Here is a 16,133-nt window from a genome sequence, read left to right on the forward strand (position 1 = left end):
CGCGCCGCACACCTCCGACGCCGCCCGCATGACCTTGGGCTTGGCGCCACGTACCTTCGAGTCGAGCACAACCCCGAGGAGCAACGCGACCACCATCACACGGCAAGACGGGCACGCGGTCTTGGACGCAGCCGGATTACTGGTTTCCCTGGACGTAGATCCCGACGTCCAGCAGGAAGGGGAGCCCGTGCGAAGGCGGACGTTCCACAAGATCGCCGGAGCCGGTGTGTTCAACGCGATCCTCGCCGACGTACCTGGCGACGACGCCCCGCTCAAAGGCATCGACGCGTTCGCGGCCGCGCTGGCGGGCTATGCCGATATCGGCACCCCACCCAGCCAAAACACGGTCGACCTGACCAGGTTGACCAACGCCGTAGCGGCGGCCAAGCGCAACTACCAGGACTGCCGCTATTGCGTCGTCATCGACTCCCTGCCGCGCCTCCTGGTCGACCTGCGTGCCGCATGCGAGTCCCACGAGGGAGACGCCCGTCTCAAGGCCGAGGCACTGTCGGCCGAGGCGCACCACGTCGCGGCGAGCATCCTGCTCAAGCTCGACCAGGAAGGGCTAGCCTGGCTCGCCGCCGATCGCAGCATGCAGGCCGCACGCAACAGCCAAGACCTGACGATCATCGGCTCCAGCGCCCGTATCGTCACCCACGCCCTGATGCACGGCGGACACCACGGCGCCGCCATTCGGACCGCGAGCACGTTCGCCGAGCGCATTTACCGCGACGCCGACGACAAAACGCCCGCCTTCCTGTCGGTGTACGGCGCCCTTCTGCTGCGTGGAGCCGTCGCCGCCGGTCGGCGCGCTGACCGGGACACCGCCGCCACCCTCCTGGACGAGGCCGAGAACGCCGCTCGACAACTCGGCGGAGACTTCAACCACCGCTGGACCGCGTTCGGCCCGACCAACGTCCAACTCCACCGCGTCAACATCGCCCTTCAGGTAGGCGATGCCGGAACCGCCCTTCAACAGGCCCGCCGGATCAACCTCGATCGCATCCCCCTGACCGAGCGCAAGGCGATCCTCCTTATCGACACCTCCCGCGCCCTCACCCACTGGGGCAAGCACGACAAGGCCTATGACATGCTGCGCCTCGCCTACAGCATCGCCCCCGAAGAGATCTCGCAACGCCCCTCCAACCACCGCATGATGCGCGAACTCATGACCAGCGCCCCGCCCAGCACCAGGCGGAACCTTCGGGCATTCGCCGCACAGATCGGGGTGCGCCTGTGACCGAGACCGACCGCCGCCCAGTCCTCTACGTCATCGTGTGTGCTGCCGGACCCGCCGGCGATGTCGGGAAGCTTGTCACGCTGGCCCAGCAGCGGGGTTGGGACGTTCGGGTCATCGCCACGCCGTCGGCTTTGGGCTTCATCGACGTTCCCGCCTTGGAGGCGCAGACCGGCTTCCCAGTGCGCAGCGAGTACCGCAGGCCGGGCGAACCCCGCTCGCCCAAGGCGGACGCCATCATCGTCGCTCCGGCGACCTACAACACCATCAACAAGTGGGCCGCGGGCATCAGCGACACCTACGCGCTGGGCATCCTCGCCGAAGCCCCGGGGCTGGGCATTCCCGTGGTGGTCCTGCCGTTCGTCAACACCGCCCTCGCCGGCCGCGGCCCCTTCCAACGCAGCGTTTCCGACCTCCGCGCCGAAGGCGTCCGCATCCTCCTCGGCCCCGGCGAGTTCGAACCCCACGCGCCTGGCACAGGCGGCAAGTATCTCGCCACTTACCCTTGGTCTCTCGCCATCAGCGAGGTCGAAAGGCTGCAAGACGTGCAAGTGGACTCCAACAGCTGACATGCGGAGCCGTGGCTGAGCCAGTGAGCAAGCTCGTCCTGTGGGACGTCGATCACACGCTGATCGAGACCGGCGGAGTCGGAAGCGAGGTGTTCAAGGACGCGTTCGAGCAGGTCACCGGCCGCAAGATCGACAGGTTGGCCGACGTGACCGGCCGTACCGAACAGGTGATCTTCCGGGAGACCCTGGAGATGTTCGGCATCGAGGACCCCGGCGACTACTTCCCCGAGTTCGTCCAGGCCCAGGCCGCCGGCTACCGCGCCCGAGCCGACGAGATGCGCCGACGAGGACGAGCACTCCCCGGCGCCCGCGAGGCGCTCGCGGCACTCGCCGAACTCCCCCACATCATTCAGACCGTCCTCTCCGGGAACCCCCGCCCCTCCGCCGTTGGGAAGTTGCGCGTGTTCGGCCTTGACGACGTGCTCGATCTCGACAGCGGCGCCTACGGCACCGACGATCCCGTACGTCTCAACCTGGTCGGCATCGCTCGTCGGCGCGCCGCCCGGCGCCATCGCGTCACCTTCACCGAAGAGACCACGATCGTCATCGGCGACACCACCCGCGACGTTGAAGCCGCCCTCAAGGGCGGAGCCCAGCTCATCGCCGTGGCCTCCGGCCGCACCCCCGCCGAACGACTCCGCGCCGCCGGAGCCGCTACCGTCTTCCCTGACCTCCTCGACACCACCGCCATCGTCCACGCCATCACGACCACGCGCTGAACCGCCGCACCGGTCCTGCACCCCTGCCGCCTGGAGCGTGCGGCGTGCTGATTGCGGGAGGTGGACCGGCCGACTCGGTTGAGTTACCTCGGAGGTCGCCTGGGGTCTGTCATGGTTGTGCTGGGGCGCTGAGGGGAGACCGTGATGGGTGGGGTTCTGCCGGAGGGGCTCCGGGCGGACGTCGAGGTGTTGTGGCGGTATCACGACATGGGGCATGCCGTCCGGCGTTGTGATGTCGCGATCGGGCTCGGCAGTCATGATCTCGGGGTGGCGACGTACGCGGCCGAGCTTTATCACCAGGGGATGGCGCCGCTGATCGTGTTCACGGGGGCGAACGCGCCGACGACGGTGGAGCGGTTCCCGCGCGGGGAGGCCGTTCACTACCGGGAGCACGCCCTGGCGCTCGGAGTGCCGGACGAGGCGATCCTGGTTGAGCCGAAGGCGACGAACACCGGGCAGAACATCGCGTTGACGCGCCGGCTTCTCGAGGACAGGAAGATCGAGGTGCGGTCGGCCCTGGTGATATCCCGTCCGTACCAGCAGCGGCGGGCCTATGCGACCGCGAAGAAGGTGTGGCCGGAGCTTGAGGTGGTGTGCGCGTCCCGGCCGCTGCCGCTGGACGACTACGTGCGCGGCATCGGCGACGCCGATCGTGTGATCAACATGCTGGTCGGGGACACGCAGCGGGTTTGGGTGTACGCGGAGCGCGGGTTCGCCATCGCGCAGGAGGTGCCCGCCGAAGTGCTGGGCGCGTATGAGCGGCTGGTCGCGGCGGGGTTCACCAGCAGGCTCGTGGACGGAGATCGCGGTTTGGGCTGATCCTGCCGCGCGACCTGTACCGCCAGGGGGCGCAGAGGAATCCGACCTCAGCCGTTGGCCGAGGAGCCTGAGGTCTCCTCGAAGACGATCCAGGTGCGGGTGGTGCGGACGCCGGTGACCGCGTGGATTCCGGCGAGGACGACGTCGCGGAGGGTGGCGGTGTCGGGGGTGCGGACGAGCATGATCAGGTCGACGTCGCCGCCCACGAACGCCAGGTGCTGGACGTAGGGCACCTCGCGCAGGTTGACCGAGACGTCGCGCCAGGCGTGCTGGTCGATGCTCACCAGGACGTAGGCGGTGGTGCCGAGGCCGGCGCGGACTGGGTCGACGCGGGCGCTGAAGCCGGTGATGACGCCTTCGGCGAGCAGGCGTTCCAGGCGGGCGTAGGCGTTGGAGCGGGAGATGCGGACGCGTTCGGCGAGGGCGCGGATGGACATGCGGCCGTCGGCGGTCAGCTCGCGCAGGATGGCGCGGTCGATGTCGTCGAGGGGCACCGCCGAATGTCCCGGGGGCGGGGTCGCCGGTGGAATGTTGAGGGACAGATGGTCCATGGTGACCCCCTGAAAAAGCCGTATGTCCGGACTTTAGCGCGGTTATTGAGACGTATGGCCCAACTGATTCATATTCCTCCAAAGAAGGCACGGACGAGGAGGTTGGTGCCGTATGTCGGATCGACGGCGTGAGGGGCCGAGGGCGCTGCTCCCGTCCGAGAGGCCGGTCCGGTTCCTGACCGACGGCGGGGCGCCCGCGCGCAGCCGTCCCGCGTATCCGGAGCCGGGCCCCGAACTGCTGCGCCGCGCGTACCGGCACATGGTCGTGGGACGCCGGTTCGACGCCCAGGCGACCGCGCTGACCAAGCAGGGCCGGCTGGCGGTGTACCCGTCGAGCAAGGGCCAGGAGGCGTGCCAGGTCGGGGCCGTGCTCGCCTTGCAGGAGGGCGACTGGCTGTTCCCTACGTACCGGGACTCGGTGGCCCTGGTGACCAAGGGCATCGATCCTGTGGAGGTGCTGTCGCTCCTGCGGGGGGACGCGCACTGCGGCTACGACCCGTACCGTCACCAGGTCGCTCCCCAGTGCACTCCCCTGGCGACGCAGACGATCCACGCCGCGGGCCTGGCGTATGCGGAACGCCGCAAGGGGACGGGACGCATCGCGCTCGTCTGCGTAGGGGACGGGGCAACAAGTGAAGGCGACTTCCACGAGGCGCTGAACTTCGCCGCCGTGTTCAAGGCGCCGGTGGTGTTCCTCGTCCAGAACAACCAGTACGCCATCTCCGTGCCGCTGGAGCGGCAGACCGCCGCCCCGGCGCTGGCGTACAAGGGCGTCGGGTACGGGGTGCATTCCGAGCAGGTGGACGGCAACGACGCCGTGGCCGTGCTGGCGGTGCTGTCCGCCGCCGCCGAGCACGCGCGTTCGGGCAAGGGGCCGTTCCTGGTGGAGGCCCACACATACCGGATGGAGCCCCACACGAACGCCGACGACGCCACCCGGTACCGGGAGGAGAAGGAGACCGAGCGCTGGCGTCGGCGCGACCCCATCGCGCGGCTGGAGGCGTACCTGCGGCGGCGCGGCCATCTCACCGACGAGGACGTTGCGGCGGTCAACGCCGAGGCCGAGGAGTTCGCTGCCCGGGTGCGGGCCGAGCTGAACGAAGACCCGCGGGTGGCGCCGCTGGAGCTGTTCGACCACGTCTACGGCACGCTCACGCCGCAGCTGGCGGAGCAACGCGAGGTCCTGGAGGCCGAACTGCAAGCCGAGGAGGCGCTGAGGTGACGACGATCAGCATGGCGCAGGCGCTCAACGCCGCATTGCGCGACGCCCTGGAGGACGATGAGCGCGTCCTGGTGTTCGGCGAGGACGTGGGGCCGCTGGGCGGGGTCTTCCGCATCACCGACGGCCTGACCGCCAAGTTCGGCGAGGACCGCTGCTTCGACACGCCCCTGGCCGAGTCGGGCATCGTGGGCTTCGCCGTGGGCATGGCCATGGGCGGGTTCCGGCCCGTGGTGGAGATGCAGTTCGACGCGTTCGCCTACCCGGCGTTCGAGCAGATCGCCTCGCATGTGGCGAAGATGCGCAACCGGACGCGGGGACGGGTGACGCTGCCGATGGTCATCCGCATCCCCTACGGCGGCGGGATCGGCGGCGTCGAGCACCACAGCGACTCCAGCGAGGCCTACTACGCGCACACGCCCGGGTTGAAGGTCGTCACGCCCGCGACGGTGGACGACGCGTACTCGCTGCTGCGGGAGGCGATCGCAGATCCCGACCCGGTGATCTTCCTGGAGCCCAAGAAGCTGTACTGGACGAAGGCGCCGGTGACCCTGCCGGTGCGCACGGAGCCGTTCGGCCGGGCGGTGGTGCGCCGCCCGGGCGGGGATGCGACGATGATCGCCTACGGGCCCGCCGTGCCGGTCGCGCTGGAGGCCGCCGAAGCCGCCGCCGAAGAAGGCTGGGACCTGGAGGTCATCGACCTGCGCACGATCGTCCCGTTCGACGACGCAACGGTGACGGCGTCGGTGCGCCGGACCGGCCGCTGCGTGGTGGTGGCGGAGGCCGCCGGGTTCGCCGGGGTGGGCGCCGAGATCGCCGCCCGCGTCCAGGAGCGCTGCTTCCACAGCCTGCTCGCGCCGGTGCTGCGGGTGACCGGGCTGGACGTGCCCTATCCGCCACCGATGCTCGAACATCGCCACCTGCCGGACGTGGACCGGATCCTGGACGCCCTCGACCGGCTCCAGCGCGACGACCGGCCCGACGTCCGGTACCTGCCCAAGGCGGGTGCGGCATGACCGCGACGGCGACCGAGCAGGTGTTCCGCCTCCCCGACCTGGGGGAGGGGCTGACCGAGGCGGAGATCCTCCAATGGCGGGTGTCGGTGGGGGACGTCGTCGCCGTCGACCAGGTCGTGGTGGAGGTCGAGACGGCCAAGGCGGCCGTGGACGTGCCCATTCCCATCGCCGGGACGGTGGTGCGCCTGTACGGCGAGCCGGGCACGTCCGTCGCGGTGGGCGCCCCGTTGATCGCGGTGGCCGTCCCGGACGAGCGGTACCGGGAGGAGGAGCGCGCCGGGTCGGGCAACGTCCTCGTCGGGTACGGCACCGGTTCCGGCAAGCGGGCGCGGCGCCGCCCCCGCGTCAGGCGGCCCGAGCCGGCGGTCGTGCGGCCCGGGCCTGTCAGCGCGCTCAAGGGCGGCGCCGTCGGTGTCGTGGTGCCGTCGGTGTCGACGTCCCGCCTGGCGGCCGTGCCGAATGCCGCGTCGAGGCCTGCGGGGAAGGAGGTGCCGCGGGTCATCGCGCCGCTGGTGCGGCGGCTGGCGGAGGAGCACGGCATCGATCTCGCGCAGGTGACGCCCAGCGGGCCGCGCGGTGTCGTGCTGCGCCGGGACGTGGAGGCCGCCATCGCCGTGTCCGCCGGAACCGGTGAGGCGCCGCAGGGCGAGCGGGTGCCGCTGCAAGGGGTGCGGCGGGCCATCGCGGACAAGCTCTCCCGCAGCAGGCGGGAGATCCCCGACGCCACCACCTGGGTCGACGTGGACGCCACTGCGCTGGTGGAGCTCAAGGACGACATCCGCCGGGCCTCCCCGGACGCCGGGATCGGCATGCTGGCGTTGCTGGCCCGGATCTGCGTTGTCGGGCTGCGGCGCTTCCCCGAACTGAACGCCTACGTGGACGTCGAACGGCAAGAGATCGTGCGGCTGCCGCACGTCAACCTGGGGTTCGCCGCCCAGACCGACCGGGGCCTGGTGGTGCCGGTGGTGCACGATGCGCACCGGCTGACACTGACCGAACTGTCCGCGCGGCTGCGCGAGCTGTCGGCGGCCGCGCGGGACGGCAGGCTGACACCCCGGCAGCTCACCGGCGGGACGTTCACCCTGAACAACTACGGGGTCTTCGGGGTGGACGGCTCCACACCGATCATCAACCATCCCGAGGCGGCCATGCTCGGGGTCGGGCGGATCGCCGACCGGCCCTGGGGCTACCAGGGTGAAGTACGGCTGCGGAAGGTCGCGCAGCTGTCGTTCACGTTCGACCACCGCGTGTGCGACGGCGGCGTCGCCGGAGGCTTCCTGCGGTTCGTCGCCGACTGCGTGGAGCGTCCCGAGGTACTCATCACTCACCTGTAGACGGCGGCCCGGTCGGGGCGTCCGCCGGCAGGGGCGCCCCTGGGCCGTCGTGGCGCGCCGGCGTGCCGCGGCGGGTGGGAGAATTTTCTTGGCGGGGGATGTCGAGGTTCGCGCTCCGGCTCCGACCTGTTCGCGGAGGGCGCCCGCCCGGGCGTCCCGTGTGAAGGAGGCGACCGTGAAGTACATGATCATCATTTACGGCAACCAGGAGCTGTGGGAGTCGTTCTCCGCCGAGGAGTTCCAGAAGGAGATCGCCGCGCAGGACGCGTTCAACCGCAGGTACGCCGAGACGGGGGAGCTGCTCGGCGCGTACGGCAACGCCGACGCGTCGCAGACCAAGATCGTCCGGGTGCGGGACGGGGTGCCGGCGGTGACCGACGGCCCGTACCTGGAGACCAAGGAGTACATGGCCAGCTGGTACCTCATCGACGTGGAGAGCGAGGAACGCGCCCTGGAGATCGCCGCCGAGATCCCGTTTGCCTCGTATCGGCAGGTGGAAGTGTGGCCGATCCTGCACGAGGCCGCTGACAGCGAGTGACCGGGCAACGGCTGGAGGACCTGCTGCGCCCCCTGGCGCCGCAGGTCCTCGCCGCGTTGCTGCGCCGGTACGGGCAGTTCGACGGCTGCGAGGACGCGGTGCAGGAGGCGCTGCTGGCGGCGGCCGTGCAGTGGCCCCGGGAGGGGGTGCCCGACAACCCCTACGGGTGGCTGGTCACCGTCGCCACGCGGCGGTTCACCGACTGGGCGCGCAGTGACGCGGCCCGGCGGCGCCGGGAGGACGCGGAGCTGCTGGCGACCCCGCCGTCCATGTTCGTCGCCGCCCCCGCCGACCATCCGCCCGCCGGTGAGCACGACGACACGCTCACGCTGCTGTTCCTGTGCTGCCACCCGTCGCTGTCTCCGGCGTCGCAGGTGGCGCTGACGCTGCGGGCGGTCGGCGGGCTCGGCACAGCGGAGATCGCGCGCGCCTTCCTCGTTCCGGAGCCGACGATGGCGCAGCGGATCAGCAGGGCCAAGCAGACCATCCGCAAGGCGGGCGCCCGGTTCGCTCCGCCGCCGCCCGGCGGGCGGGCCGACCGGCTGAGGGCGGTGCTGCACGTCCTCTACCTGATGTTCAACGAGGGCTACACGACCAGCTCCGGCGACGCGCTGCAACGCCCCGACCTCACCGCCGAGGCGCTGCGGCTGACCCGTCTGCTGCACCGCCTGCTGCCCGACGAGCCCGAAGTGGCGGGGCTGCTGGCGTTGATGCTGCTCACCGAGGCGCGGCGGGACGCCCGCACCAGGGATGACGGGTCGATCGTCCCGCTGGACGAGCAGGACCGCGGCCGGTGGGATCGGGGGCTCATCGCCGAGGGCGTCGAGCTCGTCACCGCGACGCTGGCGCGCACCCGGGAGCTCGGCCCGTTCCAGCTGCAGGCGGCGATCGCCGCGGTGCACGACGAGGCGCCGTCCGCCGACGAGACCGACTGGCCGCAGATCCTCGCCCTGTACGAGCTGCTCGAACGCGTCGCCCCCAACCCGATGGCGACGCTCAATAAGGCCGTCGCCGTCGCGATGGTCCGCGGCGCGCAGGCGGGCCTGGAGATCGTCGACGGGCTGGAGGCCGATGGGCGCATGGCGCGCCATCACCGGCTGCACGCCGTCCGGGCGCATCTGCTGGAGAGGGCGGGGCGGCCGCAGGAGGCCCGTGCCGCCTTCCGGGGCGCGGCCCGGCTGGCGACGAACCTGCCCGAGCAGCGCTACCTGCGCCTGCGTGCGGCGGCGTCCGGTGAGAACCAGGGCTTGTCCGGAGGATCTCGGTAGCCGGCTGTCGAGTGCGGCCTGGGCGTCCGCGGCGTGCGGCGGGTCCGCGGCTTGGCCGCCGTCATGTGCGAGGTGCGGCCCTGCCGATGCAGCGACGTTGTCAGGGCCGCCCTGGTCGCCGCATTCGGCCCGTCAAGATCCACCAGAGACGGCCGAGGACTGCGGGTCCGGGGGGCGGGGGCGGCGGACGCCGGTAAAGGCGATCTTGCAGACGGTGTCGGCCAGTTCGGCGCCGCTGCGGCGGCCCTGCGGGCGGTACCACTCGACCAGCGAGTTGACCATGCCGAACAGCAGCCGGCTGGTGATCGCCGGATCGACGTCCGGGCGGATGTCGCCCTCGGCGGCGGCCTGCGCGACCAGGTCGGCCACCATCCGGTCGAACTCGCGGCGGCGGGCCATGGCGCGGCGCTCGACGGTGGTGTTGCCGCGCACCCGCAGCAGCAGGGTGACGAACGGCAGCCGGTCGACCAGGACGCCCACGCTGGCCCGTACGAGATGCTCCAGGCGGTCGACGGCGCGCCCCTCGACCGCCATGGCCTGCTCGGCGGCGGCGAACAGCCCGTCGAGGGCGCGGTCGACGGCCAGGCGCAGCAGCTCGTCCTTGCCGGACACGTGGTGGTAGATGGCGGATTTGCTGATGCCGAGCCGTTTGGACAGCTCGTCCATGCTGGTTCCGTCGTAGCCGCGTTCGTTGAACACCTTGACGGCGACCTGGAGCAGGGACTCCTTGTCGTAGCCGGGGCGTCCCCGCCGCGTCTGCCGTCCGTCCGCGGTGGTCACGCCGCTCAGTATCGCAGCGTTCCAGGGGTGCCGGGGCCTGGCGGCCCTGCGGTGTCCGGAGTTACTATCCCAACTGAACGTCCGGTCGGTTATTTGGGTCGAAAGACGAGGTGAGGAGGCCCGCGATGGGCACCACGGCTCCGCTGCGCAGCTATGTTTCGGGTGCCTGGCAGGCACCGCCGGACGAGGGCGTGCCGCTGCTGGACGCGGTGACCGGCGAGCAGGTCGCCCGGCTGTCGGCGACCGGGATCGACCGCGCCGCCGCGCTGGAGCACGGGCGCCGGGTCGGCGGGCCCGCGCTGCGCGAGCTGACCTTCCACCAGCGGGCCCTGCTGCTCAAGCGGCTCGCCGCGCACCTGCGCGAGCACCGCGAGGAGCTGTACGCGCTGTCCGCCCGCACCGGCGCCACGCTCGCCGACTCCAAGATCGACGTGGACGGCGGCCTCGGCGTGTTGTTCAGCTACGCCAGCAAGGGCCGCCGCGAGCTGCCCAACGACACCGTGCTGGTGGACGGCGACGTGGAGCCGCTGGGCAAGGGCGGCACGTTCGTCGGCCGGCACCTGTGCACGCCGCTGCGCGGTGTCGCCGTGCAGATCAACGCGTTCAACTTCCCCGTGTGGGGGCCGCTGGAGAAGTTCGCGCCCGCATTCCTGGCGGGCATGCCGAGCCTGGTCAAGCCCGCGCCGCAGACCGCCTACCTCACCGCGCGGCTGGTCGAGCTGATCATCGAGTCGCAGATCCTCCCCGAGGGCACCCTGCAGTTGCTGTGCGGCGAGCCCGGCGACCTGCTCGACCACCTCACCGAACAGGACCTGGTGGCGTTCACCGGATCGGCCGCCACGGCCCGGCTGCTGCGCACCCACCCGGTGATCACCGGTCGGGCGGTGCGGTTCAACGCCGAGGCCGACTCGCTGAACTGCTCGATCCTCGGGCCCGACGCCGCGTCCGGCACCGCCGAGTTCGACCTGTTCGTCAAGCAGCTGGTCACCGAGATGACGGTGAAGGCGGGCCAGAAATGCACCGCGATCCGCCGCGCACTGGTGCCCGCCGAACGGATCGACGAGGTCGCCGAGGCGGTGCGGGAGCGGCTCGCCCGGGTCACGGTCGGCAACCCGGCCGACCCCGACGTGCGGATGGGCGCGCTGGCCACCCTGGAGCAGCGCGAGGAGGTGCGGCGGGGCGTCAAGGCGCTGGCGGACGCCGGCCGGATCATCTTCGGCGACCCCGAGCACGTCGAGGTGATCGGCGCCGACGCCGAGCGCGGCGCGTTCATGTCGCCGGTGCTGCTGCGCGCCGACGACCCCGAGCGCGCCGAGCCGCACGAGGTGGAGGCGTTCGGGCCGGTCAGCACGCTGCTGCCGTACCGGGACGCCGACCACGCCGTCGAGCTGGCGGCGCGCGGCCGGGGCAGCCTGGCCGGGTCGGTGGTGAGCGCCGACCCCGGGTTCGTCCGGCACGTGGTGCTGGGCGCGGCGTCGTCGCACGGCCGGCTGCTGGTGCTGAACGCCGAGGACGCCGGCGAGTCCACCGGCCACGGTTCGCCGCTGCCGATGCTGGTGCACGGCGGGCCGGGACGCGCCGGGGGCGGCGAGGAGATGGGCGGCATCCGCGGCGTCCTGCACCACATGCAGCGCACGGCGGTGCAGGCCGGGCCGTCCATGCTCAGCGCGCTCACCGGCCGGTGGGTGCCGGGGGCGCCGCGCACCGAGACCGACGTCCACCCGTTCCGCAAGCACCTGGAGGACCTGCGGGTCGGCGACACGGTCGTGGCGGGGCCGCGCGTGGTGTCGCTGGAGGACATCGAGCACTTCGCCGAGTTCACCGGCGACACCTTCTACGCCCACATGGACGAGGAGGCCGCCCGGCGCAACCCGTTCTTCGGCGGCCGCGTCGCGCACGGCTACCTGGTCGTGTCGTTCGCGGCGGGTCTGTTCGTCTCCCCCGAACCCGGCCCGGTGCTGGCCAACTACGGCCTGGAGAACCTGCGGTTCCTGGCGCCGACGTTCCCGGGCGACGAGCTGACCGTCACGCTGACCGCCAAGCAGATCACGCCGCGGGAGGGCGCCGACTACGGCGAGGTCCGCTGGGACACCGAGGTCGCCCGGCAGGACGGCGTCGTGGTCGCCCGGTACGACGTGCTGACCCTGGTGGCCAAGCGTCCGGAGGGGAAGGAGGCGTGATGGCCGACAACGGCGAACTGGCCCGCCACTTCGAGCGGACGATCGAGCGCGACCAGCGGATCGAGCCGCGCGACTGGATGCCGGACGGCTACCGGGCGACGATGATCCGGCAGATCGCCCAGCACGCCCACTCGGAGATCATCGGCATGCAGCCGGAGGGCGGCTGGATCACCCGGGCGCCGTCGCTGCGGCGCAAGGCGATCCTGCTGGCCAAGGTGCAGGACGAGGCCGGGCACGGCCTGTACCTGTACGCGGCCGCCGAGACGCTGGGCGCCGACCGCACCGACCTCACCGAACGGCTGATCTCCGGCGCGCAGAAATACTCGTCGATCTTCAACTATCCGACGCTGACCTACGCCGACGTGGGCGTGATCGGCTGGCTGGTGGACGGCGCGGCCATCTGCAACCAGGTGCCGCTGTGCCGCAGCTCCTACGGGCCGTACGCGCGGGCCATGATCCGGATCTGCAAGGAGGAGTCGTTCCACCAGCGGCAGGGCTACGAGCTGCTGATGACGATGATGCGCGGCACCGACGCGCAGCGCGAGATGGTGCAGGACGCGGTGAACCGCTGGTGGTGGCCGACGCTGATGATGTTCGGCCCGCCGGACGCCGAGTCGCGGCACACCGCGCGCTCCATGGCCTGGAAGATCAAGCGGCACACCAACGACGAACTGCGGCAGCGGTTCGTCGACATGACGGTGCCGCAGGCCGAGGCGCTCGGCGTCACCCTGCCCGACCCGCAGCTGCGCTGGAACCCCGAACGCGGCCACTACGACTTCGGCGAGGTGGACTGGGCCGAGTTCAAACGGGTCATCAGCGGCGACGGGCCGTGCAACGCCGAGCGGATCGCGGTGCGCCGCGCCGCGCACGAGGACGGCGCATGGGTGCGGGAGGCGGCCGCCGCCCACGCGGCCAAACGGGCACGGCGGTCCCGGCACGCGAAGGAGGCGGCATGACCGGCGACGGCGCGGTGCGGGCGGAGTGGCCCCTGTACGAGGTGTTCGTCCGGGGCAAGCGCGGGCTGAACCACGTGCACGTCGGGTCGCTGCGCGCCGCCGACCCCGAGATGGCGCTGCGCAACGCCCGCGACCTGTATACGCGCCGCAATGAGGGCGTGAGCATCTGGGTGGTCGAGGCGGCGCAGATCACCGCCTCCAGCCCGGATGAGAAGGACCCGTTCTTCGCCCCCAGCGGCGACAAGGTCTACCGGCATCCGACGTTCTACGAGATCCCCGAGAACGTCCCGCACATCTGAGGGGACCCATGGCGCGCGACGACCTGACCGCCGACCCGACCGGAACCGTCGGCCCGACCGCAGCCGGCGCCCCGGCCGGAACCGCGCTCGACGCGCTCGCCGAGGACCACGGCGACGCCCGCTGGGCGTACGGGACCGGCTTCCACGACCCGCTCGCCGGGCTCGACACGGCCGTGCCGGACGGCGTCGACGGCGACGTCCTGGCCGCGTACTGCCTCATGCTCGGCGACGACGCGCTGATCATGTCGCACCGGCTGCAGGAGTGGTGCGCGCACGCCCCCGAGCTGGAGGAGGAGGTCGCGCTCGCCAACATCGCGCTTGACCTGCTCGGGCAGGCACGGCTGCTGCTGACCCGCGCCGGGCAGGCCGACGGCACCGGCCGCACCGAGGACGACCTGGCGTTCCTCCGCGACGCGGGCGAGTTCCGCAACGTCCGGCTGGTCGAGGCGCCGCGCGGCGACTTCGCGTTCTGCATGGTGCGGCTGCTGGTGTTCGCCACGTGGCGGCTGGCGCTGCTGGATCGGCTCACCGCCTCCCGCGACCCCGTGCTCGCCGCGGCCGCCGCCAAGGGCGTCAAGGAGGTCGCCTACCACCGCGACCACGCCGCCATGTGGACGATCCGGCTCGGCGACGGGACGGCCGAGTCGCGCCGCCGCATGCTCGCCGCCCTGGACGCCGTCTGGCCGCAGGTCGGCGAGCTGTTCACCCCGCACGAGGTCGAGCGGCGGATGGCCGAGGCGGGGCTGGGGGTCGACCCGTCCACCGTGCGGGCCGAGTTCGACCACGTCATCGCCGACGTCCTCGCGGAGGCCACGCTGCCCGTCCCCGACCTTGCGGCGCCGCACGAGCCGGGCCGCGGCGGACGCGACGGCGTGCACACGGCCGAGTTCGACGCGCTGCTCGCCGAGCTGCAGAGCGTCGCCCGCGCGCACCCGGGGGCGACATGGTGACCGGCGACCAGGCGACCGCCTCGGCGGTGCAAGCCCCCGCTGCCGAGGCCCGCGCCGCCAAGGCCCGCGCGGTCGCCGAGACGGTGACCGACCCGGAGCTGCCCATGCTGACCCTGCGGGAGCTGGGCGTGCTGCGCGACGTGCGGGTCGCCCCGGACGGAGCGGTGGAGGTGACGATCACCCCCACCTACACCGGCTGCCCCGCCGTCCAGGCCATGCGCGACGACCTGCGCGCGCGGCTGGCCGAGGCGGGCTTTACGCGGGTGGAGGTCCGCACGGTGCTGCACCCGCCGTGGACCACCGACATGATCAGCGAGTCCGGGCGGCGCAAGCTCGCCGCCGCCGGGATCGCTCCCCCGGGTCCGGCGCCCCGCCGCACGTCCGGGCCCATACCGCTGACCCTCGGCCCGCCTCGCACCGTGGTGCGCTGCCCCCGCTGCGGCTCCCGCGACACCGACGAGCTGTCGCGGTTCGGCTCCACCGCCTGCAAGTCGCTGCGCCGCTGCCGCGCCTGCCGGGAACCGTTCGAGCACTTCAAGGAGCTCTAGTGACCGCGCTCGACGCCGCGCCCGCCCCCGCCGCCGGACGGCGCCGCCGCCGCGCCGCCTTCCACGCCCTGCGCGTCACCGCGGTCGAGCGGCTGTGCCGGGACGCGGTCGCCGTCTCCTTCGAGGTGCCGGACGAACTCGCCGACGAGTACGCCTTCCGCCCCGGCCAGTTCCTCACCCTGCGCCGCATCGTCGACGGACGCGAGGAGCGGCGCTCCTACTCCATCTGCGCCCCGGCGGGAGCCGCCCTGCGCATCGGCGTCCGCGAGATCCCCGGGGGAACGCTGTCGTCCTGGCTGGTCCACCGGGTGCGGCCGGGCGATCTGGTCGAGGTGCTGCCGCCGGACGGCGGGTTCACGCCCGACCTCTCGCGGCCCGCCCACCACGTGTTGATCGCCGCCGGGTCGGGGATCACGCCGCTGCTGTCGATCGCCGCGTCCGCGCTGCGCGACCCGCAGGCACGGGTCACCCTGCTGTACGGCAACCGGCGCAGCGACACCGTCATGTTCGCCGACGAGCTGGCCGACCTGAAGGACGCCCACCCGGACCGGTTCGAGCTGGTGCACGTGCTGTCACGGGAGCCGCGCGAGGCCGAGCTGTTCAGCGGCAGGCTGGACGCGGCCCGGCTGCGCACCCTGCTGCCGCTGCTGCTGCCCGTCCGCGACGTGGACCACTGGTGGCTGTGCGGCCCGTTCGGCATGGTCACCGACGGGCGGGCGGTGCTGGCCGGCCTCGGCGTGCCGGACGACCGCGTCCACCAGGAGCTGTTCCACGTGGACGACGTGCCGCCCGGACCCGTCCGCCGCCCGGACGAACATCCGCCGGAGGAGGCCGGGCCCGTCACCGAGGTCACGATCATCCTGGACGGCCGGGCCACCACGCTGACGCAGCCCCGGGACACGACCGTCCTCGACGCCGCCCAGCGGATGCGCCCCGACCTGCCGTTCGCATGCAAGGGCGGCGTGTGCGGCACCTGCCGGGCCCGCGTGATCGACGGGCGGGCCGACATGCGGCGCAACTTCGCCCTCGAACCGTCCGAACTCGCCGCCGGGTTCGTGCTGACCTGCCAGGCCACCCCCCTCACCGACCGCCTCACGATCGACTACGACGGCTGACCGGGCGGGCCGTCCGCCCGGTCAGCCGTCGGCAG

The 16,133-nt window shown here is 72.2% G+C and carries 17 protein-coding genes; 15 read left to right on the forward strand and 2 right to left on the reverse strand.

The features are described from left to right. The first annotated feature begins 187 nt into the window (after positions 1–187). The 4 genes from QSK22_RS13775 to QSK22_RS13790 all read left to right on the forward strand — a co-directional run bounded on the left by QSK22_RS13775 (position 188) and on the right by QSK22_RS13790 (position 3,344). Positions 188–1,240 (forward strand): XRE family transcriptional regulator, encoded by a 1,053-nt coding sequence (locus QSK22_RS13775; RefSeq protein ID WP_285494508.1) that lies wholly within the window; start codon positions 188–190, stop codon positions 1,238–1,240. Next, positions 1,237–1,806: a flavoprotein gene (locus QSK22_RS13780; protein ID WP_285494510.1), complete on the forward strand. Its 570-nt coding sequence runs from the start codon at positions 1,237–1,239 to the stop codon at positions 1,804–1,806. Before QSK22_RS13775 ends, QSK22_RS13780 begins: the two co-directional genes overlap by 4 nt. Positions 1,807–1,817: 11 nt before the next feature. Next, the gene (locus QSK22_RS13785) at positions 1,818–2,525 is read left to right on the forward strand and encodes an HAD family hydrolase (protein ID WP_285494511.1); all 708 of its coding nucleotides are present in this window, start codon (positions 1,818–1,820) and stop codon (positions 2,523–2,525) included. A gap of 144 nt (positions 2,526–2,669) precedes the next feature. Continuing rightward, positions 2,670–3,344, forward strand: a complete 675-nt coding sequence (locus QSK22_RS13790) for a YdcF family protein (RefSeq protein WP_285494512.1) — start codon at positions 2,670–2,672, stop codon at positions 3,342–3,344. Positions 3,345–3,391: 47 nt separating this feature from the next. Here the strand turns inward: QSK22_RS13790 and QSK22_RS13795 are convergent, their stop codons facing one another. Beyond that, the gene (locus QSK22_RS13795; protein WP_285494513.1) at positions 3,392–3,895 is read right to left on the reverse strand and encodes an Lrp/AsnC family transcriptional regulator; all 504 of its coding nucleotides are present in this window, start codon (positions 3,893–3,895) and stop codon (positions 3,392–3,394) included. A 112-nt stretch (positions 3,896–4,007) separates the two neighbouring features. On the opposite strand from QSK22_RS13795, the gene pdhA reads away from it, so the two are divergent. The 5 genes from pdhA (at position 4,008) to QSK22_RS13820 (ending at position 9,270) form a co-directional block, all read left to right on the forward strand. Continuing rightward, positions 4,008–5,117: a pyruvate dehydrogenase (acetyl-transferring) E1 component subunit alpha gene (gene pdhA, locus QSK22_RS13800; RefSeq protein WP_285494514.1), complete on the forward strand. Its 1,110-nt coding sequence runs from the start codon at positions 4,008–4,010 to the stop codon at positions 5,115–5,117. An 11-nt stretch (positions 5,118–5,128) separates the two neighbouring features. Continuing rightward, a complete protein-coding gene (locus tag QSK22_RS13805) occupies positions 5,129–6,130 on the forward strand; it encodes an alpha-ketoacid dehydrogenase subunit beta (RefSeq protein ID WP_285494646.1) in 1,002 nt (333 codons plus the stop codon). Further along, a complete protein-coding gene (locus QSK22_RS13810; RefSeq protein ID WP_285494515.1) occupies positions 6,127–7,464 on the forward strand; it encodes a dihydrolipoamide acetyltransferase family protein in 1,338 nt (445 codons plus the stop codon). Before QSK22_RS13805 ends, QSK22_RS13810 begins: the two co-directional genes overlap by 4 nt. A 184-nt stretch (positions 7,465–7,648) precedes the next feature. Continuing rightward, on the forward strand, positions 7,649–8,002 hold the full coding sequence (locus QSK22_RS13815) for a YciI family protein (protein ID WP_285494647.1): 354 nt from the start codon (positions 7,649–7,651) through the stop codon (positions 8,000–8,002). Continuing rightward, positions 7,999–9,270 carry an RNA polymerase sigma factor gene (locus QSK22_RS13820; protein ID WP_285494516.1) on the forward strand — a complete coding sequence of 424 codons (1,272 nt, stop codon included), beginning with the start codon at positions 7,999–8,001 and terminating at the stop codon, positions 9,268–9,270. Before QSK22_RS13815 ends, QSK22_RS13820 begins: the two co-directional genes overlap by 4 nt. Before the next feature lie 132 nt (positions 9,271–9,402). On the opposite strand, the gene QSK22_RS13825 is transcribed toward QSK22_RS13820, so the two are convergent. Beyond that, positions 9,403–10,050, reverse strand: a complete 648-nt coding sequence (locus QSK22_RS13825) for a TetR/AcrR family transcriptional regulator (RefSeq protein WP_285494517.1) — start codon at positions 10,048–10,050, stop codon at positions 9,403–9,405. Between the two features lie 125 nt (positions 10,051–10,175). On the opposite strand from QSK22_RS13825, the gene paaZ reads away from it, so the two are divergent. Genes paaZ through paaE form a run of 6 tightly spaced genes read left to right on the forward strand, consistent with a single transcriptional unit; the run spans position 10,176 to position 16,098 of the window. Beyond that, complete coding sequence (paaZ, locus tag QSK22_RS13830; protein WP_285494518.1) at positions 10,176–12,230, forward strand: phenylacetic acid degradation bifunctional protein PaaZ; 2,055 nt, start codon at positions 10,176–10,178, stop codon at positions 12,228–12,230. After that, positions 12,230–13,186 (forward strand): 1,2-phenylacetyl-CoA epoxidase subunit PaaA, encoded by a 957-nt coding sequence (gene paaA, locus QSK22_RS13835; RefSeq protein WP_285494519.1) that lies wholly within the window; start codon positions 12,230–12,232, stop codon positions 13,184–13,186. The genes paaZ and paaA overlap by 1 nt, the downstream gene beginning before the upstream one ends. Continuing rightward, positions 13,183–13,485 (forward strand): 1,2-phenylacetyl-CoA epoxidase subunit PaaB, encoded by a 303-nt coding sequence (gene paaB, locus QSK22_RS13840; protein ID WP_285494520.1) that lies wholly within the window; start codon positions 13,183–13,185, stop codon positions 13,483–13,485. The genes paaA and paaB overlap by 4 nt, the downstream gene beginning before the upstream one ends. 8 nt (positions 13,486–13,493) lie before the next feature. Beyond that, a complete protein-coding gene (paaC, locus tag QSK22_RS13845; protein WP_285494521.1) occupies positions 13,494–14,435 on the forward strand; it encodes a 1,2-phenylacetyl-CoA epoxidase subunit PaaC in 942 nt (313 codons plus the stop codon). Beyond that, positions 14,429–14,983: a 1,2-phenylacetyl-CoA epoxidase subunit PaaD gene (gene paaD, locus QSK22_RS13850; protein WP_285494522.1), complete on the forward strand. Its 555-nt coding sequence runs from the start codon at positions 14,429–14,431 to the stop codon at positions 14,981–14,983. Before paaC ends, paaD begins: the two co-directional genes overlap by 7 nt. Further along, on the forward strand, positions 14,983–16,098 hold the full coding sequence (gene paaE, locus QSK22_RS13855; RefSeq protein ID WP_285494523.1) for a 1,2-phenylacetyl-CoA epoxidase subunit PaaE: 1,116 nt from the start codon (positions 14,983–14,985) through the stop codon (positions 16,096–16,098). The genes paaD and paaE overlap by 1 nt, the downstream gene beginning before the upstream one ends. Positions 16,099–16,133: the final 35 nt, after the last annotated feature.

The sequence above is a fragment of the Actinomadura sp. NBRC 104425 genome, from assembly GCF_030269545.1.
Lineage (GTDB): Bacteria > Actinomycetota > Actinomycetes > Streptosporangiales > Streptosporangiaceae > Spirillospora > Spirillospora keratinilytica.

What these genes read in the sequence shown, in the direction of transcription:
- QSK22_RS13790 (WP_285494512.1), top strand. Translation starts at nt 2,670, where the DNA reads ATGGGTGGGGTTCTGCCGGAGGGGCTCCGGGCGGACGTCGAGGTGTTG.
- QSK22_RS13795 (WP_285494513.1), bottom strand. Translation starts at nt 3,895, where the DNA reads ATGGACCATCTGTCCCTCAACATTCCACCGGCGACCCCGCCCCCGGGA.
- pdhA (WP_285494514.1), top strand. Translation starts at nt 4,008, where the DNA reads ATGTCGGATCGACGGCGTGAGGGGCCGAGGGCGCTGCTCCCGTCCGAG.
- QSK22_RS13805 (WP_285494646.1), top strand. Translation starts at nt 5,129, where the DNA reads ATGGCGCAGGCGCTCAACGCCGCATTGCGCGACGCCCTGGAGGACGAT.
- QSK22_RS13810 (WP_285494515.1), top strand. Translation starts at nt 6,127, where the DNA reads ATGACCGCGACGGCGACCGAGCAGGTGTTCCGCCTCCCCGACCTGGGG.
- QSK22_RS13815 (WP_285494647.1), top strand. Translation starts at nt 7,649, where the DNA reads ATGATCATCATTTACGGCAACCAGGAGCTGTGGGAGTCGTTCTCCGCC.
- paaZ (WP_285494518.1), top strand. Translation starts at nt 10,176, where the DNA reads ATGGGCACCACGGCTCCGCTGCGCAGCTATGTTTCGGGTGCCTGGCAG.
- paaA (WP_285494519.1), top strand. Translation starts at nt 12,230, where the DNA reads ATGGCCGACAACGGCGAACTGGCCCGCCACTTCGAGCGGACGATCGAG.
- paaB (WP_285494520.1), top strand. Translation starts at nt 13,183, where the DNA reads ATGACCGGCGACGGCGCGGTGCGGGCGGAGTGGCCCCTGTACGAGGTG.
- paaC (WP_285494521.1), top strand. Translation starts at nt 13,494, where the DNA reads ATGGCGCGCGACGACCTGACCGCCGACCCGACCGGAACCGTCGGCCCG.
- paaD (WP_285494522.1), top strand. Translation starts at nt 14,429, where the DNA reads ATGGTGACCGGCGACCAGGCGACCGCCTCGGCGGTGCAAGCCCCCGCT.